The 22,652-nt window shown below is 71.7% G+C and carries 20 protein-coding genes; 7 read left to right on the top strand and 13 right to left on the bottom strand.

The genetic code is table 11. From position 1 onward, the window contains the following. The first annotated feature begins 62 nt into the window (after positions 1-62). Positions 63-704, top strand: coding sequence for a TMEM175 family protein (locus ACIF83_RS10625; RefSeq protein ID WP_399725472.1), 642 nt, complete (start codon positions 63-65; stop codon positions 702-704). Here the strand turns inward: ACIF83_RS10625 and ACIF83_RS10620 are convergent. After that, positions 676-1,272: a 3'-5' exoribonuclease domain-containing protein gene (locus ACIF83_RS10620; RefSeq protein WP_399725469.1), complete on the bottom strand. Its 597-nt coding sequence runs from the start codon at positions 1,270-1,272 to the stop codon at positions 676-678. The two genes, ACIF83_RS10625 and ACIF83_RS10620, sit on opposite strands and share 29 nt — an antisense overlap. Positions 1,273-1,499: 227 nt before the next feature. Between ACIF83_RS10620 and ACIF83_RS10615 the strand changes: the two genes are divergently transcribed. Next, entirely contained in the window at positions 1,500-3,260 is a 1,761-nt protein-coding gene (locus tag ACIF83_RS10615; protein ID WP_393472909.1) for an MOSC domain-containing protein, read from the top strand. Between the two features lie 48 nt (positions 3,261-3,308). Here ACIF83_RS10615 and ACIF83_RS10610 read toward each other — a convergent pair whose 3' ends face one another. Next, a complete protein-coding gene (locus tag ACIF83_RS10610) occupies positions 3,309-4,106 on the bottom strand; it encodes a helix-turn-helix domain-containing protein (RefSeq protein WP_393472907.1) in 798 nt (265 codons plus the stop codon). Positions 4,107-4,202: 96 nt separating this feature from the next. Between ACIF83_RS10610 and ACIF83_RS10605 the strand changes: the two genes are divergently transcribed. Next, complete coding sequence (locus tag ACIF83_RS10605) at positions 4,203-5,057, top strand: SDR family oxidoreductase (protein ID WP_398138302.1); 855 nt, start codon at positions 4,203-4,205, stop codon at positions 5,055-5,057. Here ACIF83_RS10605 and ACIF83_RS10600 read toward each other — a convergent pair. Then, positions 5,044-6,501, bottom strand: a complete 1,458-nt coding sequence (locus tag ACIF83_RS10600; RefSeq protein WP_399725464.1) for an MFS transporter — start codon at positions 6,499-6,501, stop codon at positions 5,044-5,046. The genes ACIF83_RS10605 and ACIF83_RS10600 overlap by 14 nt on opposite strands. A 91-nt stretch (positions 6,502-6,592) precedes the next feature. On the opposite strand from ACIF83_RS10600, the gene ACIF83_RS10595 reads away from it, so the two are divergent. Continuing rightward, positions 6,593-6,994 (top strand): winged helix-turn-helix transcriptional regulator, encoded by a 402-nt coding sequence (locus tag ACIF83_RS10595; RefSeq protein WP_399725461.1) that lies wholly within the window; start codon positions 6,593-6,595, stop codon positions 6,992-6,994. Positions 6,995-7,021: 27 nt separating this feature from the next. Here the strand turns inward: ACIF83_RS10595 and ACIF83_RS10590 are convergent, their stop codons facing one another. From ACIF83_RS10590 to ACIF83_RS10560, 7 genes are all read right to left on the bottom strand, one after another. Continuing rightward, positions 7,022-7,444 carry an acyl-CoA thioesterase gene (locus ACIF83_RS10590; protein WP_393472895.1) on the bottom strand — a complete coding sequence of 141 codons (423 nt, stop codon included), beginning with the start codon at positions 7,442-7,444 and terminating at the stop codon, positions 7,022-7,024. Positions 7,445-7,497: 53 nt separating this feature from the next. Next, positions 7,498-8,121, bottom strand: a complete 624-nt coding sequence (locus tag ACIF83_RS10585) for a hypothetical protein (RefSeq protein ID WP_399725459.1) — start codon at positions 8,119-8,121, stop codon at positions 7,498-7,500. A 339-nt stretch (positions 8,122-8,460) separates the two neighbouring features. Beyond that, a complete protein-coding gene (locus tag ACIF83_RS10580) occupies positions 8,461-9,060 on the bottom strand; it encodes a histidine phosphatase family protein (RefSeq protein ID WP_393472889.1) in 600 nt (199 codons plus the stop codon). Positions 9,061-9,148: 88 nt separating this feature from the next. After that, positions 9,149-9,685 carry a DUF4232 domain-containing protein gene (locus ACIF83_RS10575; RefSeq protein WP_393472887.1) on the bottom strand — a complete coding sequence of 179 codons (537 nt, stop codon included), beginning with the start codon at positions 9,683-9,685 and terminating at the stop codon, positions 9,149-9,151. Positions 9,686-9,717: 32 nt separating this feature from the next. Next, positions 9,718-11,430, bottom strand: coding sequence for a trypsin-like serine peptidase (locus tag ACIF83_RS10570; RefSeq protein ID WP_393472884.1), 1,713 nt, complete (start codon positions 11,428-11,430; stop codon positions 9,718-9,720). 428 nt (positions 11,431-11,858) lie between these two features. Then, entirely contained in the window at positions 11,859-12,290 is a 432-nt protein-coding gene (locus tag ACIF83_RS10565) for an SRPBCC family protein (RefSeq protein ID WP_393472881.1), read from the bottom strand. A gap of 74 nt (positions 12,291-12,364) precedes the next feature. Next, positions 12,365-13,573, bottom strand: a complete 1,209-nt coding sequence (locus ACIF83_RS10560) for a pyridoxal phosphate-dependent aminotransferase (protein ID WP_393472878.1) — start codon at positions 13,571-13,573, stop codon at positions 12,365-12,367. Positions 13,574-13,653: 80 nt separating this feature from the next. Between ACIF83_RS10560 and ACIF83_RS10555 the strand changes: the two genes are divergently transcribed. Continuing rightward, the gene (locus ACIF83_RS10555) at positions 13,654-14,283 is read left to right on the top strand and encodes a winged helix-turn-helix transcriptional regulator (protein ID WP_393472876.1); all 630 of its coding nucleotides are present in this window, start codon (positions 13,654-13,656) and stop codon (positions 14,281-14,283) included. Positions 14,284-14,653: 370 nt separating this feature from the next. Here the strand turns inward: ACIF83_RS10555 and ACIF83_RS10550 are convergent, their stop codons facing one another. The 3 genes from ACIF83_RS10550 to ACIF83_RS10540 are packed head-to-tail and all read right to left on the bottom strand — an operon-like array spanning position 14,654 to position 18,240. Next, entirely contained in the window at positions 14,654-15,454 is an 801-nt protein-coding gene (locus ACIF83_RS10550; protein WP_399725452.1) for a hypothetical protein, read from the bottom strand. Continuing rightward, entirely contained in the window at positions 15,454-16,716 is a 1,263-nt protein-coding gene (locus ACIF83_RS10545; RefSeq protein WP_393472871.1) for a VWA domain-containing protein, read from the bottom strand. The genes ACIF83_RS10550 and ACIF83_RS10545 overlap by 1 nt, the downstream gene beginning before the upstream one ends. Positions 16,717-16,725: 9 nt before the next feature. After that, positions 16,726-18,240 carry an IucA/IucC family protein gene (locus ACIF83_RS10540; protein ID WP_399725449.1) on the bottom strand — a complete coding sequence of 505 codons (1,515 nt, stop codon included), beginning with the start codon at positions 18,238-18,240 and terminating at the stop codon, positions 16,726-16,728. Between the two features lie 306 nt (positions 18,241-18,546). Between ACIF83_RS10540 and ACIF83_RS10535 the strand changes: the two genes are divergently transcribed. Both ACIF83_RS10535 and ACIF83_RS10530 read left to right on the top strand, forming a co-directional pair. Beyond that, the gene (locus ACIF83_RS10535; RefSeq protein WP_399725446.1) at positions 18,547-19,983 is read left to right on the top strand and encodes an esterase/lipase family protein; all 1,437 of its coding nucleotides are present in this window, start codon (positions 18,547-18,549) and stop codon (positions 19,981-19,983) included. After that, a partial coding sequence (locus ACIF83_RS10530; RefSeq protein WP_399725443.1) for a tetratricopeptide repeat protein occupies positions 19,980-22,652 on the top strand: 2,673 nt, incomplete at its 3' end. The genes ACIF83_RS10535 and ACIF83_RS10530, both read left to right, overlap by 4 nt.

Raw genomic sequence — 22,652 nt, 5'->3', positions numbered from 1 at the left:
ATCCGGCACGGGGTACGGCGGAAGCCGTACCCCGTGCCGTCGTTTGGGGCAGGCTTGGCCGCATGAACGAGTCCGGCCGCGTCGAGGCCTTCAGCGACGGCGTGTTCGCCATCGCCATCACCCTGCTCATCCTGGAGATCAAGGTCCCCGAGGTCGGTGAACACGGCGGCCTCTGGCACGCGTTGGGCGCTCAATGGCCCTCCTACGCCGCCTATGTGGTCAGCTTCCTGGTCATAGGCATCATGTGGATCAACCACCACCAGGTGTTCAGCTACGTCGCCCGCGTCGACCGCACGCTGATGTTCCTCAACCTGCTGGTGCTGATGGTGGTCGCCGCGGTGCCGTGGCCGACGGCGATGCTCGCGGAGTACCTGCGCGAGGACAAGGCCTCCCACGTGGCCGCCGCCGTCTACAGCCTGGTGATGGTGGTGATGGCCCTCACCTTCCAGGCCCTGTGGTGGCACCTCACCCGCACCGGCCACCTCTTCGACTCCCGCGTGGACGTCCCCGCGGCCAGAGCCACCCGCGCCCGCTTCGCCCTGGGCTCCCTGGCCTACCCGCTGACAGTGGGCCTGGCCTTCGTCTCGGCCCCCCTCACCCTCGCCGCCCACGGCCTGATCGCCCTCTACTACGGCTTCAACCAGGTCCCGGTGCCTACGCGGCAGGACCCGGTGCCTACGCGGCAGGACCCGGCCACGCCATGAGGTTGGCGAGCAGTTCGGCCTGTTCGACGGCATCGTCGAGGGCGTGGTGCGTGTGCCGGCGGAGGGACAGCAGATGCCTCGGCATGGTGCCCTTGGCCACCGCCCGCAACGGCAGCCCAGCCTTGGTCGCGTACAGCGTCTTCATGTCCAGGCAGCCCGAGTGGCCGAAGGGGCTCTCGCCGGTGAAGCGGATCAGGTACCAGTACAGGAACGTCCAGTCGTACGACGCCGGGTACCCGCACATCACCGGCTGCGCGCCCGCGCTCACCTCGCGGACCCAGGCGCTGAACTCGGTGAGGGCCGCTCCCGGTTCCGCGCCCTCGGTCTGCAGCCGCGCCCGGTCCAGGCCGCTGACCGCCAGTGCGTCGGGGACGAACTCGTCGGAGATGGGCCGGAGTTCCCGGTAGAAGGTCTGCTGCTCGGGGTCGGCCGCGCGGAAGCCGTCGGCGTCCTGGGTGCCGGCGACGGCCGCGCCCAGGCTGAGCATCGAGTACGGCCCCGGGATCGGGCCGTCGGCCTCGATGTCGACGGAGATGCAGCGGCTGGGCTTGACGCGTCGTGCGGGCATGGGAACGGAGCATGGCAGGTGGGTGCCGTGTTGTGCATCCGGTTTCGGACGCGGGGCCCGCGCGCCACGGCTTCACGCGCACGGTGATGGTCTCGAGGTGGGAGGCCGGGTAGCCAGCCTCTCTCGGAATCGCGGCGGCACCGACACAGAACTAGGCTCGGTCCGAGCGCACACATCACGGCGCCATGAGGGACTGCCCCAGCCGGCCACCCCGCAGGAGGTCCGCAATGGCGACGCTGCTGTCCGTCAACGTGGGGACGCCCAAGGATGTGTCCTGGCAGGGAAGGACCGTCCACACCGGAGCCTGGAAGGCCCCCGTCCAGGGCTCTCGTATGGTCCGGCGGCTGAACGTCGACGGAGACGGCCAAGGAGATCTGGCCGGACACGGCGGTGAGATCCGCGCCGTCCTCGTCTACCAGCTGCAGTCCTACCAGTACTGGCAGAGGCAGCTCGGTCGCGACGACCTGACCTTCGGGATCTTCGGGGAGAACTTCACCGTCGACGGCCTGCCCGACGACGAAGTGTGCATCGGCGACCGGTACCGCATCGGCGAAGCCGAGTTCGAAGTCACCCAGCCGCGTGTCACCTGCTACCGCGTCGGCATGCGCCTGGGCGAACCCACCATGGCCGCCCTGCTGGTCGCCCACCACCGCCCCGGCTTCTACCTGCGCGTGATCACCGAGGGACACGTCCAAGCCGGCGACGAGATCACCCTCACCCGCAGGGGCCCGGAAGAACTCAGCGTCGCCGACACCGACGCGCTGCTCTATCTGCCCGACCGTGACCCGGCAAAGCTGCGCAGAGCGCTGAACATCCCCGCCCTCAGCCCCGGATGGCAGCAGTCCTTCCGCGAACTCGCCGCCACCCGGCAGCCCGAGCAGGAACCAGGATGGCCAAGGGAACGCACCGGCACCCAGCAGCCCAGAGGGGAGCCGGGATGGCCGGGCTTCAAGGCCATGCGCGTCGCCCGCATCGTCCCCGAGACCCCCACCATCTCCTCGATCTACCTCGACACCACCGACGGCACACCCCTACCCGAGGCCCGTCCGGGCCAGTACCTCTCCATCCGTCTCGCAGTCGGCGATGCCGCCCCCGCGGTGCGCAGTTACTCCCTGTCCTCCGCACCCACGGCCGGTACCTACCGCATCAGCGTCAAGCACGAGCCCCACGGGCAGGTCAGCGGCTACATCCACGGCACGCTCCGTCCCGGCGAGCTGGTGGACATCGCCAGCCCACGCGGGACGTTCGTACTCGAAGAAGGCACCCGCCCGGTCGTCCTCGTCTCCGCAGGGATCGGCGCCACTCCGGTGCTCGCCATGCTCCATCAGCTCGCCGCCACCCGGGACCCACGCTCCGTCTGGTGGATCCACACCGCCCACGACCGCGCTCACCACGCTTTCGCGGGCGAGAGCCACGGACTCCTGGCGCTGCTCCCCGACGGCCACGAGCACATCTACTACACCGCCGAAGCCCCACTTCCGGGCGAGGCCCACATCGCCCAGGGCCGCCCGAGTGCCCTCTCGCTCGCGGCGCTGGGCGTCCCCGCCGACGCGGACGCCTACCTCTGCGGACCGGCCGCCTTCATGGACGACCTCGGCGGCTTCCTGCGCGAGCACGGTCTGCGCCCCGAGCGGATCCACACGGAACAGTTCAGCGCCCTCCCCGCCGTCAACCCCGGCATGACGCCCACGGCCGCCGTCCGACCGCACCAACCACCCGGCCCCCCGGGCACCGGTCCGCTCGTCACCTTCGCCCGCAGTGGGATCACCACCCCCTGGTCGCCGGCCCGTGCCGCGCTCCTCGATCTCGCCGAAGCCTGCGACATCCCCACCCGCTGGTCCTGCCGCACCGGTGTCTGCCACACCTGTATCACCCACCTCGTGGCAGGCGAGGTCGCCTACACCACCCCGCCCCTCGAACTCCCCGAACCCGGCACCGTCCTGGTCTGCTGCAGCGAACCGACTTCCGAGGTCGTCCTCGACCTCTGACCGACCGGCAACGGCACGGTCGGCCGGCGTCCGGCCCGGCATCCGGATTCAGCCGTGCTGCCCCGCCCGGCACGGGGACGTCGCGGGCAGGCGGCCGGTGAAGTACGAGCGGGGTGGGACGCCCATCAGGGCGCGGAAGTCGGATGTCATGTGGGACTGGTCGTAGTAGCCGGTGCTGGCGGCGAGTTCGGACCAGGGGGCGGTCGTGGCGCGGTCGATGACCGTACGGACGCGGTTGATGCGGGCGTAGTGCTTGGGGGAGACACCGACCCCTTCGGTGAACAGGTTGCGCAACTGGCGCTCGCTGACGGCCAGTTCGCGGGCCACGTCACGGACCTGCGCGGGTGCCCGGTCCGTCCGGACCGACAGCGCGTCGACCCCCGCCCGCAGGAGGGCCGTCCGGGCGGGGTCCGTTCCGGCGGACAGCAGCTCGGGCAGGGCCTCGGCGAGATGCGGCACCGCCTCCCGCGGATCCAGCCACCGCACCTCGCGCGCGAGCCTGCGTGCCGCCCGACCCGGCAGCCTGTCCAGCGGTACGACCCGGCCGGCCAGCTCGGCCGCCGGGACACCCAGCAGCGGACGGGCCGTGCCGGGCGCGAGGCGCAGCTCCACACAGGAGACATGGGTCTTGCCCTCGTAGTATCCGGCGCGCACCCGCGGTCCGACGGCCAGGACGTCGCGGTGTCCGTCCGGACCCACGCGGAGCACCACCTTGGTGACCGCGTCGGGGAGGTGGACGAAGGCCTCGGCGGGCGCGTCGGTGACGGACACGGTCCGCACCCCCGTGATCCAGGGGCGCAGCGCCTCGGGTGTGGTAAGGGCCTGCTCGGCGGTGGCGTTCGGCACCCCTCCACCGTACGGGCGCCGCACCGCCTCGCGGGCGGACCGACCGTGCCGGAATTTCCAAGAGACGGGCACCCCGGTCACCCCACCGTGGACCTCATGATTCTGGTGACGGGTGCCACGGGCACCATCGGAAGTGACGTGGTACGACAGCTCGCGGCGCGCGGCGAGAAGGTGCGTGCCCTGACCCGCGACCCGGCGAAGGCCCGGGTGCCCGCCGGGGTCGAGGTGGTGCGCGGGGACTACCTCGACCCCGGATCCCTGGGCGGTGCGACGGCGGGAGTGACGGCCGCGTTCCTGCTGCGCCCCCCGGGCCCGGAGGAGGGACACGACCTGGCACTGGTTACGGCGGCGCGGGCGGCGGGGGTGCGCAGGTTGGTGAAACTCTCCGCCATCGGAACCGGCGATCCCGAGGTCGGCCCGGCCGGTCTGTGGCACGTGGCGGGAGAGCGGGCGGTGCGGGAGAGCGGGACCGAGTGGACGGTCCTGCGGCCCTCGTCGTTCGCGTCCAACACGCTCAGCTGGGTGCAGGCGGTCCGGCGGGGCGAACCGGTACCGAACATGACCGGCGACGGGGAGTCGGGTGTGATCGACCCACGTGACGTGGCCGAGGCTGCGGTGCGGGCGCTGGTCGACGACCGGCACGCGGGGCGGACGTACACGCTGACCGGGCCCGAGGCGATCAGCGTTCCCGGCCAGGCAGCCGTGCTCGCCTCCGTCCTCGGTCGCCCGGTCGCCACCCGGGACCTCTCGCCGGAGCAGACACGCGAACATCTGCTCACCGCCTGGGGTTTCGACGAGGCGCAGGCGGACGGCGTCCTGACCGGCACCGCCTTCGTCCGCGGCGGGGGCAATGCGGTCGTCACCGAGGACGTGCCGCAGATGCTGGGCAGGCCGGCCAGGGCGTACCGGGAGTGGGCGCAGGACCACAAGGAGGCGTTCAGCCGGGAGTGACCGGGGAGTCGGCGCTCGGGCGTAGCACCACGGCCGCCAGTGCCAGCGCCGCCACCGCGAAGCCCGTCGCCACGCGGAACGCCAGCCGGTAGCCCTCCGCCGTGGCCGGGATCAGCTCCGCGCCCTGGTGGAGCAGTGTGTCGGTGCGGTTCGCGGCCAGCGTGGTCAGGGCCGCCAGACCCAGCGAACCGCCGACCACCTGGGTGGTGTTGAACAGCCCGGACGCCAGTCCCGCGTCCTCGTCCCGCGCCCCGGACATCGCCAGCCCGGTCAGCGCGGGCATGGCCGCCGCGAACCCGGCGGACAGCAACAGCAGCGGCGGCAGTACGTCGACGGGATACGAGCCGTCGGCGGGGGCGCGGCCCAGCAGGGCCGTCCCGGCGGTGATCAGCACCAGCCCGGCGAGTAGCACCCGGTGGCCGCCGAAGCGGGCCACGGTTCGTGCCGACAGCCCCAGCATCAGCAGACCGATGGCGACCGGGGCCGGAAGGAAGGCGGTCCCGGTCGCCAACTCGCCGTAGCCGAGGACGCGTTGCAGATACAGCGCGCCGATGAACTGGAAGCCGTACATCGTGCCGATCATCAGCACCTGGACCGCGTTCGCGCCGGTCAGCAGACGGGATCGGAACAGGCGCAGGCGCAGGAGCGGGCGGGCCGCCCGGGCCTGGCGCACGGTGAACGCCGTGAAAAGGGCGAGCGTCAGGGCCGCCAGGAGCAGGGTGGTGGTCACGGAGCGGGTTCCGGCGCCGACGATGACGTACACCGTGAGCATCAGCGCACCCGTGACCAGCCCGGCCCCCGGATAGTCGGCACCCTTCCCGAGTCCGACGCCGCGCTCGGGGGTGAGGACGCGCACCGCCGTCAGCCAGGCGACCGCGCCGATCGGCAGGTTGATCAGGAAGATCCAGTGCCAGTTCAGGGCCTGGGTGAGGGCGCCGCCGAGGAAGGTGCCGAGCGCCCCGCCCGCCGCCCCGACCGCGCTGAACACCGCGATGGCACGGGCCTGTTCCCGCGGCTCGGGGAAGAGGGCGACCAGCATGCCGAGGACCACGGCCGAGGCCATCGCCCCGCCGACGCCCTGCAGCGCCCGGGCCGCGATCAGCACGCCCTGCCCGGTCGCCGTCCCGCACAGCACCGAGGCCGCGGTGAACACGGCGAGCCCCGAGGTGAACATCCGCTTGCGGCCCACCAGGTCACCCATTCGGCCCACCAGCAGAAGCAGCCCGCCGAAGGCGATCAGGTACGCGTTGACGACCCAGGCGAGGCCCGGACCGCTGAAACCCAGGTCGTTCTGGATGGCGGGCATCGCCACGGTGACGATGTTGCCGTCCAGGATCGTCATCAGCGTGCCCGCGCACAGAACTGCGAGGGACGTCCAGCGGGAGTACGTTCGTGAAGGTGCCACCGTTGCCGGTGACGGGCTGTTCTCGATCGCGGCTGACATGGCTCCCCGTTCCTCATGCGCGCCTTGGTGCACGACTTGTAACGGGGTACATCGTGGGTGACCATGGAGGCCGGCGTAAGGAGGCAGTCCGATGTCCCAGAGGAACACCGGTGTTACCGTCCAGGCAGTGAACGCGCAGGCGTGCCCCGTCCGCGAAGTTCTTGACAGGGTGGCCGGCAAGTGGAGCGTGCAGATCCTCGTCGCCGCCGCCCAGGGGCCCATCCGGTTCACGGAGTTGGAGCGCGGTATCGAGGGCATCAGCCGCCGCATGCTCACGCTCACCCTGCGCAACCTGGAGCGCGACGGCCTGGTGACCCGCACCGTGCATCCGACGGTGCCGCCGAAGGTGGAGTACGAACTCACCCCGGTCGCCCATGAGTTGCACGAGACGCTGCAGCGGCTCACCGACTGGGCCGAGCACAACAGGGTGTACATCGCCGAGGCGCGGGCCGCCTACGACGCCAAGCACCAGCCGGAGTTGCTCGACGCGTAGGCCCGGGGCGGCTAGAGATCGAAGCGGCTAGAGACCGAAGAGGCTCAGGTCCGCGGCCAGCTCCTTGAACACCGCGTCGGGATCGGCGATCAGCCTGCGCTCCCTGAGGTTCAGCAGGCCGCCCACCGCGACGATCTCGGCCGCCACCGTGCCGTCGGTCTTGCGGACCTCCTGCCGGATCCGGAAGGTCTTGCCGCCGCTCCACTCGAACTCGCAGGTCACGTCGACCTCGTCACCGGCGAGCAGCTCGCGTTTGTAGCGGATCGTCGTCTCCAGGGCCACCGGGCCGACGCCCCGGCCGACGAGCCCTGCCTGGGTGATCCCGGCGGCCTGGAGCAGTGACCAGCGGGCGTGCTCCGCGTAGTTGATGTACACCGCCTGGTTGAGGTGCCCCTGCACATCGGTCTCGTAGCCGCGGACGGTCACACGGACGGAATACGGTTCGGCCACTGGCTTGTCCCTCTCGCGTTCGATTCTCCGGTCGACCGATCTTGGCACGCCGCTCACACCCGCCGCGGGGAGGCCAGCAGATAACGCACCCGCGTACGTGGCTCGGTGTACTCGCCGGTCTGCCAGCCCGCCCGCTCCAGCGTGACCGCACACGCCCGCAGCATCTCCTCGTCCGGTGCGTACACGGCGACCGCCTCCGGCTGCGGGGTCGCGCGCACCCGGTAGCCCTCGCCGTCCGGCCCCGCCGGCCGGTGCCCGGCCGCCTCCAGGGCGAGCGCGGCGGCCCGCACCAGATGCGTCCGCTCCCAGCCGCAGGGACGGTCCGTCGCACCGCCCGGGCCGGTCATCCGGCGCAGCTCCAGCAGCCCCTGCCAGGCGCTGTGCACCTCCCGCAGCCGGGCCGCACCGGACGCGGGCGCCTCCTCCTCACCGCCGACGCGCGCCGCGAAGACACCGGCGGACGGTATTGGCTCCTCGGGGGCGGCCTCGGGCACCGCCTCGCGTATGCGGTGGCCCGCGGGGGTGAGGAAGTGATCGTGCGGCGGACGCGGGTGCCGGAAGGCGAGCCCCCGCTTGACCAGCGCCGCCAGCTGCGCCTGCGTCCCGCGCAGCCGCCCGGTGACCGCGTCTGCACCCTCGATCACCCGCCGCTGCGCAGCGGTCGGCGGTCGGGTCACGGCGTCCTCCCTCCGGTGCGTCGGCGTCCTGGAACCGCCGGATGAGCGGCCCGTTCGAAGCGTACGACCGGGGTCTGACAACGGGCTGGGGTTGTCGAGGTCTGCGGGGTGGTCCGGTGTGCGTTGGGCCGCTGGTGTTGACGGGCGGGCCCAGGGGTGCCGGGTGGATCGGTGCGTATGACCGGGATCGACGGCGGGCTGGGGTTGTCGAGGTCTGCGGGGTGGTCCGGTGTGCGTTGGGCCGCGGGTGATGACGGGCGGGCCCAGGCGCGGCGGGTGGATCGGTGCGTACGACCGGGGCCGACGACGGGCCGGGCCGGCCTTGGTCCGTCGGATGGATCAGTCGTGCGGCTGCACGTTCCAGCCCGCCACCACCGGACGCCCGTGCTCCGTACCGATGCGGCACAGTGCGCCGGTCGCCAGTTGGAAGAGGGCCCCGTGCTGGGGGCGCAGGCCGAGGCGGCGGGCGGTGAGGACGCGCAGGAAGTGGCCGTGGGCGACCAGGACGACGGCCCCGTCGGTGTCGGCGAGCGCGGCGTCCACCTTGCCCAGCATCCGGTCGGCGCGCTCCCCGACCTGCTCCGGACTCTCCCCGGGGTGCTCGGGCGGGCCCGGCGTGACGCCGTCCGTGAACAGGAACCAGTCGGGCGTGGTGCGCTGGATCTCCACGGTGGTGATGCCCTCGTACCCGCCGTAGTCCCATTCGTGCAGGTCGGCATCGACCCGGGCGTCGTGGATGCCGATCAGTTCGGCGGTCTCCCGGGCCCGCTGCAGGGGGCTGACGAAGGCGGCGCCGATGCGCTGCGAGCGGATCAGCGGCACCAGCCGGCGCGCCTCCTCCCGCCCGTGCTCGGTGAGCGGTACGTCGGTCCAGCCGGTGTGCCGTCCGGACCGCGACCACTCGGTCTCACCGTGCCGGACGAGAAAGAGGTCACCCACGTCAGCGCCCTTCCCGTTCGCTTGCCAGCACCGTGTCACACCCCCACGGCGACCCGCAGGACGGACTGGGCCAGACGGGACGCCGCGCTCAGTTCCCCGCCGGCGCGTGGTGCGGTGGCGCCATGGACATGGTCTCGCCGCAGGCGTCGATCACGGTGGACTTCCGGTGCCGGTCCAGGACCGGGACGACGGTGCGGTCGGAGTCGCGCGGGGCCCAGACCACCGCATCGCCCTGCCGCACGCACCAGTCGCCGGCACCCTTCGTGCCGCGCGGCGTGTAGTGCACGTCGACGGTGACCGTCGCCTTCGAGGCCAGCGGGAACGAGGCAGGGTGCCCGTGCCCGGCGCCGTCGATGCTCTCCGCCTTCCCGTAGTGGATCTCGATGCCCGGGTAGCCGTTGAACACACAGGCGTCCGGGCCCTTGTTGACGGCGGTCAGCCGCGCGGCGCCCCGGCTGCCGCCCTTCTCCTTGCCGAGCAGGACCAGCGACCACTTCAGGGACGCGGTCCGGCAGTTGCTCAACTTTGTGTTGTCGTCCGCCTCGGTGGTCGTGCCGCAGGCCGTCAGGGCCAGTCCGGCCATGAGGACGGCCAGGCCGCCGGTCAGACGAGTGGTGGCTCGCATGGTTCCCCTTGAACCTTTGGGTGGGTGGGCGGTCATGTGCCGGGGTAGACCAGCGTGTTCTCGGTGCCGAGAGTCTTGGCGCCGGTGTCGGTGTACAGGGTCGTCTCGCCGTCGGACCAGCGGACGATCACGTCGTCACTGGTGCGGTTGGCGGTGTAGTCGCCCGCCGTCATGACCAGATCGTGCTTCCACAGGGCGTTCGGGCCGCGCAGGCGCGACTCGGTGCCAAGGCCCGCGGCCGAGGTGCCCGCATAGGTGTCGAGTTCGCCGTCCGTCCAGCGTACGAGGAGGTCCCAGGTGGCCTTGCCGCTGAAGTTCCCGCTGGTGAGCAGAGTGGCGTTCTTCCAGGTGCCGTTCGGCGCCAGCAGACGCTTCTCGGTGCCGAAGCTGCGGGCGCCGACCGAGGTGTAGAGGGTCAGTTCGCCGTCGGTCCAGCGGACCAGCAGGTCGTCTGCGCGGGTGCCACGGTGGAACCGCCCGGCCGAGATCTGGGCGGCGTTCTTCCAGACCGAGCCGGGCTTCGCCATCCGGACCTCCCGGGCCAGGCCCGAGGCGCTGACGTCCGGGTAGAGGGTGACCTCCCCGTCGGACCAGCGCACCAGCAGGTCGGACAGATCGCTGCCCGCGAAGTCCCCGCCGGTGATCGTCCGGGCGTGCGTCCAGGTGGAGTTGGCCGGTTGCAGCCGCTTCTCGGACCGGAACCTGCCCTTGCCGTCTCCGGGATACAGCGTGGTCTCGCCGTCCGACCAGACCACGACCAGGTCACTGCGGTGATCGCCCGTGTAGTCACCGGAGGCCGTCAGCCTGGCGTGCTGCCACTGGCGCGCTCCGCCCGGGAGCTTGGCCTCGATCCCCTTGTACGGGGGCAGGTCGGACGGCGGATCCTGCCCCGCGACGGCGTAGGCGAGGAGGTTGGCGGCGTCGGCACCGAACGCCGGGGCGTAGCTGATGTAGTCGACGTTCGCGTCGTTGCCGCCGCCGTTGTAGCCACCGAGGTTGCCGATGACGTGACCGCTGGTGGCGTCGTCCTTGTAGTCGGTGATCCACGGGCTGCCGGACACACCGCCGTAGTAGCCGCCGCAGGTCATGGACATCTGCCGGTACCCGGGGAGTTGTTTCGTCGGCACGGTGCACTTGAGGGCGCGTCCGGCGCCGTTGTGCGCGTGCGACGGGTACCCGACCACCGTGACGCCCTGGTGCGTGTAGCCGGACGACCGGGTGAAGGTCAGCCCGCCGCCCACGGCGTCCTGGAGCTGCTTGCCCTGCTGGTTCGCCGAGACGCGGGCGAACGCGGTGTCCAGGTCGGACCAGGGCTTCTTGGTGGTCGTCGAGCCGGGGTCGGGGACGTAGCGCGGGTCGATGTAGATGTGCTGGATGTGGAAGATGCCGTAGGGCTGCTGGTCGGGGCCGGCTCCCTTGACGAACTTCGGGACGAAGATGTAGTCGCTCTTCATGCTCAGCCCGCAGTGGGCCGCGGTGAGCACGATGTTCTTCGACGCGGTGGCGATGACGCTGCCGGTGCAGTGCCAGGCGGTGCCGCTCGGCCCGTCGGAGCCGAAGAACGTTCCCACGAGCCGGGTCCCGCCGAACGGGGTGCCCGTGGGCCGGGCTGCCGCCGCCGCACCCGGCTTGCCGGACGCGGACGGCGCCGACCGGACCCCGTCCAGCGGCCGGGCGCCCGCCATGCGCCGCGCGGTCCAGAACCGGGCGGCTTCCTGGGCTTCTTTTCCTGTGTCCGCTTTCACGGGCGGGGCCGGAGACGGCTGGGTCGGAGGCGGTGAAGGCTGGGTCGGAGGCGGTGAAGGCGATGCGGCCTGTGCGGCAGCCGGAGCCGCGAGTGCGAGTATCGCCGCGGACAGGACGCTGACGACCGTCCTGCCTCTTCGGTACGAGAACAAGTAGGTTCCCCCTGGTTCACGAAAGCCGGTCCAGGGGGACGAGTGGTCGCCGCTGCGACGCTGGTCAGGCGCACGCACGCGGACGGCTTCGCCGCGAACTCCGGTGGATCCCCCCGGTCGTGCCGCCGCCGGATGACGACGGGAACCAGGTGATCTTCGCATACGTCAGTGCGAGGCCCTCCGGCAGTGCGAAGCGCCGATCAGCGCAAAGCCCCCTGTCGGTGACCACCGCAGGTGATCACCGACAGGGGGCAGCGGCCCGGAACTGCCTCCGCTCACCGTCTCTGTTCCGCGTACTCCTTGAACTGCTCCAGATCGCTGCGGACGAGCCGTTCGATCGCGGTCGCCTGGGCGAAGCCCTTCGGGCCGCCGAACGTGGCCCGGACGGTGTCGGGGTCGTACTCCAGCCGCGCCTGGACCCGGGTGTGGCCCCGGTCGATCGGCTGCAGGGAGAAGGAACCTCTCAGCTCCGGGGAGCCCGTGGTGCGCCACTCCATCACGCGTTCCCCCGTACGGTCCAAGAGCTCGGCGTCGAGCTCCCGGGTCCCGCCGCCCGCCTCGACGTTCAGATGCGTACGGCCTCCTCCCTCCGTACGGGCGTCGCGCACGCCGGCCACGAAGCGTGAGTAGTCCTCCACCTGGTGGAGGCTGTCCCAGGCCCTGTCGATCGTCACCCCGACATCGACGTGTTCTTCCAGGGTGCTCATGGCTCACCTCCAGGGTTGGATCATGCCCCGTACCTTCTTCTTCCAGTGTGCGCCCGGCACGGGAGCCCGTATCGTCACTGTCGGTAGCCGCTCAGGAACCGTCCGATCCGTCCGATCGCCGCCTCCAGGTCCTCCGCGTGGGGGAGGGTCAGGATGCGGAAGTGATCGGGGCTCGGCCAGTTGAAGCCGGTGCCCTGGACCACCTGGATCTTCTCCCGCAGCAGCAGGTCCAGGACGAACTTCTCGTCGTCGTGGATCTTGTGGACCTTCGGGTCCAGGCGCGGGAAGGCGTACAGCGCACCCTTCGGCTTCACGCAGGACACGCCCGGGATCTCGTTGAGCTTCTCCCAGGCCACGTTCCGCTGCTCGTACAACCGGCCGCCGGGGGCGGCCAGTTCGTGGATGGACTGGCGGCCGCCGAGTGCGGCCTGGATGGCGTACTGGGCGGGCGCGTTGGCGCACAGACGCATGGAGGCCAGCATGGTCAGGCCCTCCAGGTAGTCCTTCGCGTGCTGCCTCGGGCCCGTCACCACCAGCCAGCCGGAGCGGAAGCCCGCCACCCGGTACGTCTTCGACAGACCGCAGAAGGTGAGGACGACCAGGTCGGGAGCGAGGGCCGCGGCCGAGTGGTGGACGGCGTCGTCGTAGAGGATCTGGTCGTAGATCTCGTCGGCGAAGACCATCAGACCGTGCCGGCGGGCCAGGTCGAGGATGCCCTCCACGACCTCCTTCGGGTAGACCGCGCCCGTCGGGTTGTTCGGGTTGATGATGACCACGGCCTTGGTGCGGTCGGTGATCTTCGACGCCATGTCGGCCAGGTCAGGGTTCCAGTCGGCCTGCTCGTCGCACAGGTAGTGGACCGCCTTGCCGCCGGCCAGGGTCGTCACCGCCGTCCAGAGCGGGAAGTCCGGCGCGGGGATGAGGATCTCGTCGCCGTCCTCGACCAGCGCCTGTACGGCCATGGACACCAGCTCCGAGACGCCGTTGCCGAGGAACACGTCGTCTACGCCGACCTCCAGGCCCAGGGTCTGGTAGCGCTGGGCGACCGCCCGGCGGGCCGAAAGGATGCCGCGCGAGTCCGTGTAGCCGTGCGCCTGCGGCAGCATCCGGATCATGTCCTGGAGGATCTCCTCCGGCGCCTCGAACCCGAACGCCGCGGGGTTGCCCGTGTTCAGGCGCAGCACGCTGTGGCCCGCCTCCTCCAGTGCGTTGGCGTGCTCTATCACCGGGCCGCGGATCTCGTAACAGACCTCGCTGAGCTTGTTCGACTGCCGGAACTCCATGCGCCCCTCCGGAAACTCGTGTTGCTTGGTTTTACCAAGTAGGAGCTTGGAAAGTCCAACAACCCGTCTAGACTCGCCGCATGTCTCCTCGCCGAAGCTACGACCAGTACTGCTCCGCAGCCCGCGCGCTCGACCTCGTCGGCGACCGCTGGACCCTGCTGATCGTCCGGGAACTGCTCGCCGGCCCCCGCCGCTACACGGACCTGCACGCGGACCTGCCCGGCGTGAGCACGGACGTACTCGCCTCACGGCTGAAGGACATGGAACGCGACGGGCTCACCGGCCGACGGCGACTGCCTCCGCCGGGTGCGGCGTACGTGTACGAACTCACCCCGAGAGGGCGTGAGTTGCTGCCCGTGATCCAGTCCCTGGGGGAGTGGGGGCAGGCCGAGCTGGGGGAGCGGCGGCCGACGGACGCCGTGCGCGCGCACTGGTTCGCGCTGCCCCTGCTGCGGGCCCTTGAAGGGGAAGAGGGGCTCGTCGAAGTCCGGCTGGAGGAAGGGGACTTCCACCTGTGCGTCGGTGCCGAGGAGGGGCCGGTGTACGGCGACGGGCCCGCGCCCCGCGAGGCGGACGCGCGGCTTCAGATGGACGCCGTGACCTGCGCGGCCGTCGCCGGCGGGGAGTTGAGGCTGCCGGAGGCCGTCCGGGCCGGGCGGGTCACGGTGACCGGTGAGGGCACGCTCGCCAAGGCGCTGCGGGAGGCGTGAAACGGGGATGCCGGCACGGGCCGAGCACACTGGTCGGCGGAGCCGGCAGCCCGCCGTGCTCTGGCAGCCCGCCGTGCTCTGGCAGCCCGCCGTGCTCCGGCAGTCTGCCGTGCTCCGGCTGTCCGCCATGTTTGGGCTGGGCGCCGTGTTCCGGCAGTCCGCCATGCTCCGGTGTCCGCCATGCTCTGGCAGTCCGCCATGCTCCGGTGTCCGCCATGCTCCGCCGGGGCGCCGTGCGAGGGCGGCCCGCGCGGCGGACGCGCGTACGCCGTGCCGCCGTCCCGGACCAGGACTCTTCGACCGACCGATTCGGCCGGGCGGTCGGGAATGGAGAAGGCCCGCCGACAGGCGGGCCTTCAGTCACTTCGGCTCAGACGCTCGGCGGCACCCGGGACGGCCGCCCCGAGCCGCGCGTGAGCGCGTATCCGCCGATGCCCGCGAGCGCGGCGAGCAGCCCGCCCACCGCGGTCCACACCCAGCGGTCGGACCACCAGCCGGAGGACCAGCCGTCGTCGGGCTCGAGGCTCGACAGCACGGCTGCCTTCGAGTCGTCCTCCTTCGCCTGGGACTTGACGGCCACGCCCGGCACGAGCGGCTCGGCCAGCGAGCCGTCCACAGCCGCCGCGCCGCCGATGTCCTTGGAGTCGACGCGCACCTCGGCGCTCACCGGCTGACCCAGGTCGGAGGCCCCGAGGTTCACCACGGTCAGCCGGGCGTAGTACGTGCCCGGCAGCGGGTCGTTGGCCCACGCCTCCGACCAGGCGCGCACCGTGCGCAGCACACAGGCCAGCTCGACCGAGGACGTCCCCTGCGCGGCGGCACGGGTCGCCGCACCGTACTGGCAGGACTGGCGGCGCCGCAGACCGTCGTACACGTCGATCTGCCAGGTCTGCGCCCCGTGCGTCTCGGGCAGCTTCACGGTCGCCTTGACGGTCGGGCGCTGCCCGGCGTCCGCGGGGAACGACCAGTACAGGTAGTCGCCGGTGGAAGCGGACGCGGTGGCCTGCTGCCCCTGCTCGATCTCGGTCGCCGTACGGAACGACGTACCCGCCTGGGTGGGCGCCTTGCCGTCGTCCGTGGCGCTCGGCGACGGGGAGGAGTCGGCGGCCGCCGGCCCGGCGGCCAGTCCGAGCGCCAGCAGCGCGGCGCCCAGTACTCGCGTGATACGCATCAGTTCGTCCTCCAGACCGCGACCCGCCAGCGCGACAGCCAGCCCCACAGCAGACCGGCGAGGAAGCCGGCCAGTACCAATGCGCCGAGCAGCCACCAGCCGCGCCCGAGGCCGAAGGAGGCCACGTCGCCCGCCTTGCTCGGACCGTCCACGACGTCGACGGTCAGCTCCAGCGGCAGACCCGGGGAGGTCTTGACGCCCGCGGCGGCCGAGAAGGAGTTGGTGACCTGGAGGCACACGGTCTCGGCGGTGGCGGTGTCGTCGTCGCTCTCCGGCTTCGGATAGCGCAGACCGGTCGAGATCACGTCCGTACGGCCGGTGCCCGCGGCCTCACCGCGCACGATCTCCCGGTCGTGCACGGTCACCGCCCGCAGCAGCACGCCGTAGTTCGGGTTGACGGCCCGGTCGTCCGCCACGCTCACCGAGGCGCGCAGCTCCTGGCCGGGGTTGACATCCACCTTGTACCAGCGCTGCTGACCGAACTCCGCACGGTCGGTGTACAGCCCGGACTTGAGCGACGGCGCCTTCGCGCACTCGTTCGCGCCCTCGGTCGCCACCGGCGTCACCACCGGATCGGCGGCCCGGTCGACCAACTGCCCGACGCGGTCGCTGAGTTCTTCCTTGTGCCGCACGTCGGTGTAGGTGCCGCCGGTCGCGTCCGCGATGCAGCTGAGCTGGTCGCGGGTCTTGGCGTCCGGCACCAGGCCGAGGGTGTCGATGGTCAGCCCGATGCCCTTGGCGGCGATCTCGCGGGCCACCTCGCACGGGTCGAGCGGCTGGCAGGTGTCCTCGCCGTCGCTGATCAGGACGATACGGCGGGTGCCGTCACCGCCGTCGAGATCGGCGGCCGCCTTCTGCAGCGCGGGGCCGATCGGCGTCCACCCGGTCGGCGCCAGCGTGGCCACCGCGGTCTTCGCCTCGGTCCGGTTCAGCGGGCCGACCGGGTAGAGCTGCTCGGTGTCCTTGCAGCCCGTTATGCGGTCGTTGCCGCGGTAGTTGGCGCCCAGCGTGCGGATGCCGAGCTGGACCTCCTTCGGCGTCGCGTCGAGCACCTCGTTGAACGCCTGCTTCGCGGCGGACATCCGGGAGCCGCCGTCGATGTCCCGCGCCCGCATGGAACCGCTGACGTCCAGTACGAGTTCGACCTTCGGAGCGGCCTGTTCCGTCTCGTCGGCCACAGCCGTGGACGGGACCGCGAGCCCGGCCGTCAGGGCGGCGAGCAGAGCGCAGACGCCCGCCGCCAGCCGTTGTCTTCTGATCATCGGCGGATCTTATTGATCAGAGGCGCCGGGCTCCAAAACGAGCGGGTTCGGCAGCGAGGTCCACTGGTCGCCCGGGGTGTCCGGGGACAGCCGCATCAGCGTCAACGCCTTCGTGGGCAACGGGCCTTCGCGCAGGACCGCCAGGTCGGGGGTGTGGGGCAGGTCCGGCAGGGCGTCCGCCAGGGCCGCGCCCAGGGCGGGTCCCGAGCCTGCCGTGCCGGCGAGCGCGCCCGCCACCAGCGAGCCGAACAGCTTGCGGCGCAGGGTCGTCACGTCGTCCGTGATCAGCCGGCCCGTCAGCGGCGGTGCGGCGATGCCGTGAACGGCCAGACGGGCCGGGCTGATACGGATGTCGGCGAGGTCGCGGTAGACGAGACGGAGCGGCGAGTTGTCCGCGGCGAGGACCACCAGCAGATTCTGCCCGTGGGCCTCCAGCGCCACCCCGAGGTCCAGCAGCCGCAGACCGACCGTGAGGGCCAGGCGGGCGAACTCGGTCAGCCAGGCCGGTGAGTCCGGAAGGGCGGTGGTGGGCAGCGCCGCCACCGGCAGCACCCGCTCGCCCGGGCCCGCGTACACCTGCGGCGACTCCCGCAGCAGCGCCGCCAGATCGGGCGAGTGGGCCGTCGCCGCGCCCAGGGTGCGGGTCATGTGCAGCAGCCCGTCCGTGCGCGCGGCCAGGTCCGTAGCGAAGGCCGACAGGGCAGCGGACGCCCCGACGGAGTACGTGGAGATGTCCCGCACCGAGGAGGTCAGCCGGGCGCTCAGCGCGGTCTTCACGTGCGGGCCGCCGGGCAGGGCGAGCGTGCGCAGCGACATCAGCGGGTGCGCGGGACGCCAGGGGTCGTACGACCGCTTGAGCACATGGGCCGCCTGCCAGGGGTGCACCGGCAGCAGCAGGTTCTCCCCGTCCCGCAGTTCCTCCGGCCAGTCCCCGGACACCAGGCACTCGGCGGCCGGCACGGCGACCGTGCCGAGACCGACCACCGGCCGGTGCTCCGGACCGTACGCCAGCTGGTCCACCACCGAGAAACCCGGCCGGGAACGGCAGTTGGGGTGGAACGGATGCCCGTCCACCACCCGCTGCTCCCACTCCCAGTCCCGTTCGGCCCACTCCTTCGGCTGATCCGCACCGGCCCGGGACAGCGCCAACGAGGCCACACTGTGCCCGAGCTCCACCGCGAACCCCGCCGCGTGCGGCACCGCGAGGTCGCTCATCAGGCGCGCCGGATCGTCGTACCGCTCCCGGTCCAGCCGGACGGCGCTGACATACCCGCCGGTCGCGTACGGGTCCGCGTGCGGGCCGTGCAGGCTCCGCCCGTCGGCCAGCCGCAGAGCCAGACCGTTCGCTCCGCGGACCCGCCCGGTGACCCACGGCAGCGGCTCATGAGCGAGCCCCCGCCACAGCCGCGTCAGCACCGCCGCACGGGCACCCGGCAGCTCGGCCCTGTACCGAGGCAGCAGGCCGGGCCGGACGACCGCCAACTCCTCGGCGACGTCGGCCTCTGCGGTGGGGGAGTGGTACACGGGGGCTCCTCGGGTACGGGCAGCTCAGGGCACGATTGTCAGGGACGGCTTTCATACTGATCGCTCGGGCCCCGGACCGAGGAACAGCCTCACGGACACCAGCCATCCAGGCATCCGGCGCCGGCGCAGGCGCGGCAGCACAAGCGACCTTCGAACGCCTGCGCCCTGGGGCGATTTGTGTGATCGGCCGGACGTCGGGCTCACCGGTCTGGTAGTCAGATGCCGGGGGCGCGGCCGTTGCCCCGGGCACAGGCCGCAGGCCAGGGCGGACCGTGTGACGAGCGGGGGAACCTTTCAGGGGGAGCAGTGCGGCGTGAGACGGTCGAGGACTTAGTGGTCGTTGTCCCGGGGATCACGGGCAGCCGTCTGTCGGTGGACGGCAAGGAGGTGTGGGGCCCCTCTCCGGGAGCGCTCCGGCGGGGAATCACCACGTTCCTCGGCTCCGTCAAGGCCCTTCGGCTCCCGACTGACATCGGCGACGGGCACCCCGGCGACGGGGTCGTCCCCACCGGGCTCGCCCCTTCCGTGCACGCGATTCCCGGCGTACGGTCGCTCGTCGACGGCTACGGCGACCTGCTCGGCTGGCTGGAACGCACCTTCACCCTGCGCCGCGCGCTGCCCGGCGACCGGCCGGACGCACCCGTGAGCCTGGTCGAGTTCGCCTACGACTGGCGCCTGTCCTGCCGCTACAACGCGCGCAGGCTGGCCGCCCGGGTCGACGAGGCGCTCGGCCGCTGGCGGGCCACCGCCCCGCATCGCGCGGAGGCGAGGGTGCGCCTCATCTGCCACTCCATGGGCGGGCTGGTGGGCCGCTACTGGGTGGAGTGCCTGGGCGGCGCGGAGGTCACCCGACAGCTCATCACCCTGGGCACCCCGCACCGCGGTTCGATCGGGGCGCTGGAGTCCCTGGTCAACGGGCACCGGATCGGCCTGGGCCCGCTGGCCGCGGACCTGACCGCCTTCAGCCGCAGCCTGCCCTCCCTCCATCAGCTCACACCGGCCTACGCCTGCATCGAGAGCCCCGAGGGCCTGCGCTACCCCCGGGAGCTGACCACCGCACTCGAAGGGGTCGACCGGAATCTGCTCACGGACGCGTGCTGCTTGCACGAGGAGATCCGGACCGCCGCCCTCGACCGCGTACGGCGGGGCGGCTCGGACCGGCTCTGCCTGCCGGTGGTCGGTGTCCGCCAGCCCACCCCCACCACGGCCGCCGTGGAAGACGGCAGGCTGCGGCTGATCGAGACCATCGAGGGCAAGGACGAGGGCGGCGACGGAAGGGTGCCGCGATTCGCCGCCTACCCCGCCGAACTCGCCCTCGACGACAACGCGACCGTCCGCTCCTCTTTCGCCAACCACGGTGCGATCAAAGGCCACGCCGGGGTCCGCGAAGACCTGTACGACTGGCTCGCCCCCGCCCCGGCCGTCTACCGGGGATCGCTGCCCGCCTACCCGCTCAGCGTCCGTGTCCCCGAATACCTGACCTCCGGTGAGCCCCTGCGCGTGGAGGCCACGGCCGCCACCACCCGGGAGGGAGCGGACGCGCTCGCCGTCCGGGCCACCGTCACCGCCGAAGACGGCAGGGACGTCGAGACCCGCACCCTGCGCAACCTCGACGGCGGCCGGTACGAGGGTGCCTTCGGCGGCCTCGGTCCGGGCGCGTACGCGGTCTCCCTGCACGCTTCACTCGACGACGCGGGCACCGCGGTGACCGCACTGACCCTGATCCTCGAAGGCGACGTATGAGCGACCGGACCGCGGCCCCGGAGCACCTTTTCGGTACCGACACGCAGGATCCGGCCCAGCACGATGCGGACGTGGAGGGCTCGTTCCTGGCGGTCGTTTTTGATGCCTATCAGGATCCGGCCTTCCGCCCGCTTCCCGGCGCGGTCGACCAGGTCAACGAGCTTGCCGCGGAAATGGGCCGGTTCGGCTACCGCGGGACCATCGTGAAGAACCCCGGACAGGGCGGCCTGATCGACGCGCTCGACCAGTGGTCCGACACCTGGTCCGAACACGGCGGCAACGGCCCGGCCGTCGTCGCCTGGTCCGGGCACGCCGAGATCGACAACAAACGGGACCTTCAGCTCGTCACCCACGCCACCCGCAAGGGCCTCGGCAACCGGGACAGGTTCTACTCCCCGGAGAACCTCGCCAGCCAGGCTCTGACGAGCCGCGCCGACCAGATTCTGATCCTCCTCGACACCTGCCACTCCGGCGCCGGCGCCCTCCCCGCCCTCGACCACGCGCTCAGCGCCTGGGAGGACCGCAGCCTGCCCGAACCCCGCACCGCCTGGATCGGTGTGCTCGCCGCCTGCCAGGCCCATGAGAAGGCTGCCGGGGCCCGGGGGCTGCTCCTGGAAACAGTGCTACGGCTGCTGAAGGACGGTCCGTACCGTTCCACCGGCACCCCCCGGTCCAGGGCCCACCACTTTGCGGCCTCCGACAGCCATGGCCAGGAGCGGCGGGGTCGCTACCGCCACGAGTGGAGCGTGCGCAACGAAGGCATCACCGGGGAGACACTCGCGCTCGCTGTCCTGGAGGACTGGCCCGACAGCGGTCAGCTTCCTGTACGGGCCTCCGTCGGCCGTCCGGCTTCGATCTTCCGCAACCCCCTGTGGCGCCCCGAGTCCGTCGAGCGCGAGGCTCTCGTCGAACATCTCGTGCTCGCCGCCAAGGGCATCGATCCGACCGAGGAGGGCTGGTTCTTCACCGGCCGTCGACGCGCACTGCGGGAGATCACCGACTGGCTCGGCACCGGGACGGCGGGGATGTTTCTGCTGACGGGGAGCGCTGGGGTCGGGAAGTCCGCTGTCGCGGGACGCGTTGCGGCTCTCTCGGACCCGACCGAGCGCGCCGCCCTGATGGCGCATGCCCCTCTCACGGAGGACGATCCGGATCCCGGCGAGCGCAGCGTGGACGCGGCAGTTCACCTGCGTGGCATGGGTGTGCAGGATCTCGCCCACGCCCTGGCCTACCGGCTGGGTCTGCCCGAGCCGAAGACCCCCGCCGACCTGATCGCCCAGCTCGAACGCGCGGACACCACTCCCGGGCGATGCCCCGTTCTGGTCCTCGACGGCCTCGACGAGGCATCCCCGGGTCAGGCCGCCTCGATCGCCGAGCAACTCCTTGTCCCGCTCAGCCGCCTGTGCGCCGTCCTGCTCGCCTCCCGTGACCGGCCCTTCCAACCCCACCAGGAACCGGGCGAGACCCTGGAAGCCGCCCTCACTCGCACCGTCGGTGCCGCCGTCCGCGTCCTCGACCTCGACAAGGACCACGACACCACCGCCGACATCACCGACTACGTGCGTCACCGTCTCCGGGCCGACGGCATCGCGGAGCGGACGGCCGACGACATCGCGCCCGTCCTGGCCGAACGGGCCGGCACCGCCGGCGGCGGGTTCCTCTTCGCCCGTATCGTCGCCTCCCACCTCGCTCGTACCCTCGCCGACGATCCCGACCGGCCCTGGCGGGATCAGGTCCCCGCCGGCATCACCGACGCACTCGCCCGTGACCTCGCCACCGCCCACACCAGGGTCCGCGACGGCCATGAGCTTCCCCACGCCGCCACCGACCTGCTCACCGCCCTCGCCTGGGCCGCCGGCAACGGCATGCCCGCTCACGGTGTCTGGCAGACGGCAGCGCAGGCCGTCGGCAACCGCGACACTGCGTATGGGCCCGAGGACATCGACTGGCTCCTCCAGCACTACGGTCGCTACATCGTCGAGGACAGCGACGGGCACCAGGCCGTCTACCGCCTCTACCACCGTGAACTCATCACTTACCTGCGTGGCACGACAAGCGCCGGGCGCGCCGACGCGGCCGCCCTCGCGATTGTGCGCGCCCTCGTCACTCTCAGCCTTGACCAGACCGTGAACGGTGCCAGCCCGGAACAGGCCAACCCTTACCTGCGACGGCATCTGCCGTATCACGCCCTTGCTGCGGGCGGCGCGGGCATCACCGCGCTACGGCCACTCGTGGAGGCCAACTCCGACGTCCACCTCCCCGACTTGGCTATGGCGTTGAGCACCCTCGCTGTCCGGCTGTCGGAGGCGGGGCGGCGTCAGGAGGCTTTGGCGCCGGCCGAGGAAGCCGCCGATATCTACCGGGTGCTCGCCGAGGCCAGTCCTGACGCCTATCTTCCTAATCTGGCGGGTGCGTTGAATAACCTCGCTGTCGGGTTGTCGGAGGTGGGGCGGCGTCAGGAGGCGTTGGCGCCGGCCGAGGAAGCCGCCGATATCTGCCGGGTGCTCGCCGAGGCCAGTCCTGACGCCTATCTTCCTAATCTGGCGGTTGCGTTGAATAACCTCGCTGTCCGGTTGTCGGAGGTGGGGCGGCGTCAGGAGGCGTTGGCGCCGGCCGAGGAAGCCGCCGATATCTGCCGGGTGCTCGCCGAGGCCAGTCCTGACGCCTAT

The organism is Streptomyces sp. NPDC085866 (assembly GCF_044541035.1).
GTDB lineage: Bacteria > Actinomycetota > Actinomycetes > Streptomycetales > Streptomycetaceae > Streptomyces.
The sequence above is the reverse complement of the archived record's forward strand: the minus strand, read 5'-3'. Positions and strand labels throughout refer to the sequence as shown.

Coding starts and splice junctions, on each gene's coding strand:
- ACIF83_RS10625 (WP_399725472.1), top strand. CDS start 63: ATGAACGAGTCCGGCCGCGTCGAGGCCTTCAGCGACGGCGTGTTCGCC.
- ACIF83_RS10620 (WP_399725469.1), bottom strand. CDS start 1,272: ATGCCCGCACGACGCGTCAAGCCCAGCCGCTGCATCTCCGTCGACATC.
- ACIF83_RS10615 (WP_393472909.1), top strand. CDS start 1,500: ATGGCGACGCTGCTGTCCGTCAACGTGGGGACGCCCAAGGATGTGTCC.
- ACIF83_RS10605 (WP_398138302.1), top strand. CDS start 4,203: ATGATTCTGGTGACGGGTGCCACGGGCACCATCGGAAGTGACGTGGTA.
- ACIF83_RS10600 (WP_399725464.1), bottom strand. CDS start 6,501: ATGTCAGCCGCGATCGAGAACAGCCCGTCACCGGCAACGGTGGCACCT.
- ACIF83_RS10595 (WP_399725461.1), top strand. CDS start 6,593: ATGTCCCAGAGGAACACCGGTGTTACCGTCCAGGCAGTGAACGCGCAG.
- ACIF83_RS10575 (WP_393472887.1), bottom strand. CDS start 9,685: ATGCGAGCCACCACTCGTCTGACCGGCGGCCTGGCCGTCCTCATGGCC.
- ACIF83_RS10565 (WP_393472881.1), bottom strand. CDS start 12,290: ATGAGCACCCTGGAAGAACACGTCGATGTCGGGGTGACGATCGACAGG.
- ACIF83_RS10560 (WP_393472878.1), bottom strand. CDS start 13,573: ATGGAGTTCCGGCAGTCGAACAAGCTCAGCGAGGTCTGTTACGAGATC.
- ACIF83_RS10555 (WP_393472876.1), top strand. CDS start 13,654: ATGTCTCCTCGCCGAAGCTACGACCAGTACTGCTCCGCAGCCCGCGCG.
- ACIF83_RS10550 (WP_399725452.1), bottom strand. CDS start 15,454: ATGCGTATCACGCGAGTACTGGGCGCCGCGCTGCTGGCGCTCGGACTG.
- ACIF83_RS10545 (WP_393472871.1), bottom strand. CDS start 16,716: ATGATCAGAAGACAACGGCTGGCGGCGGGCGTCTGCGCTCTGCTCGCC.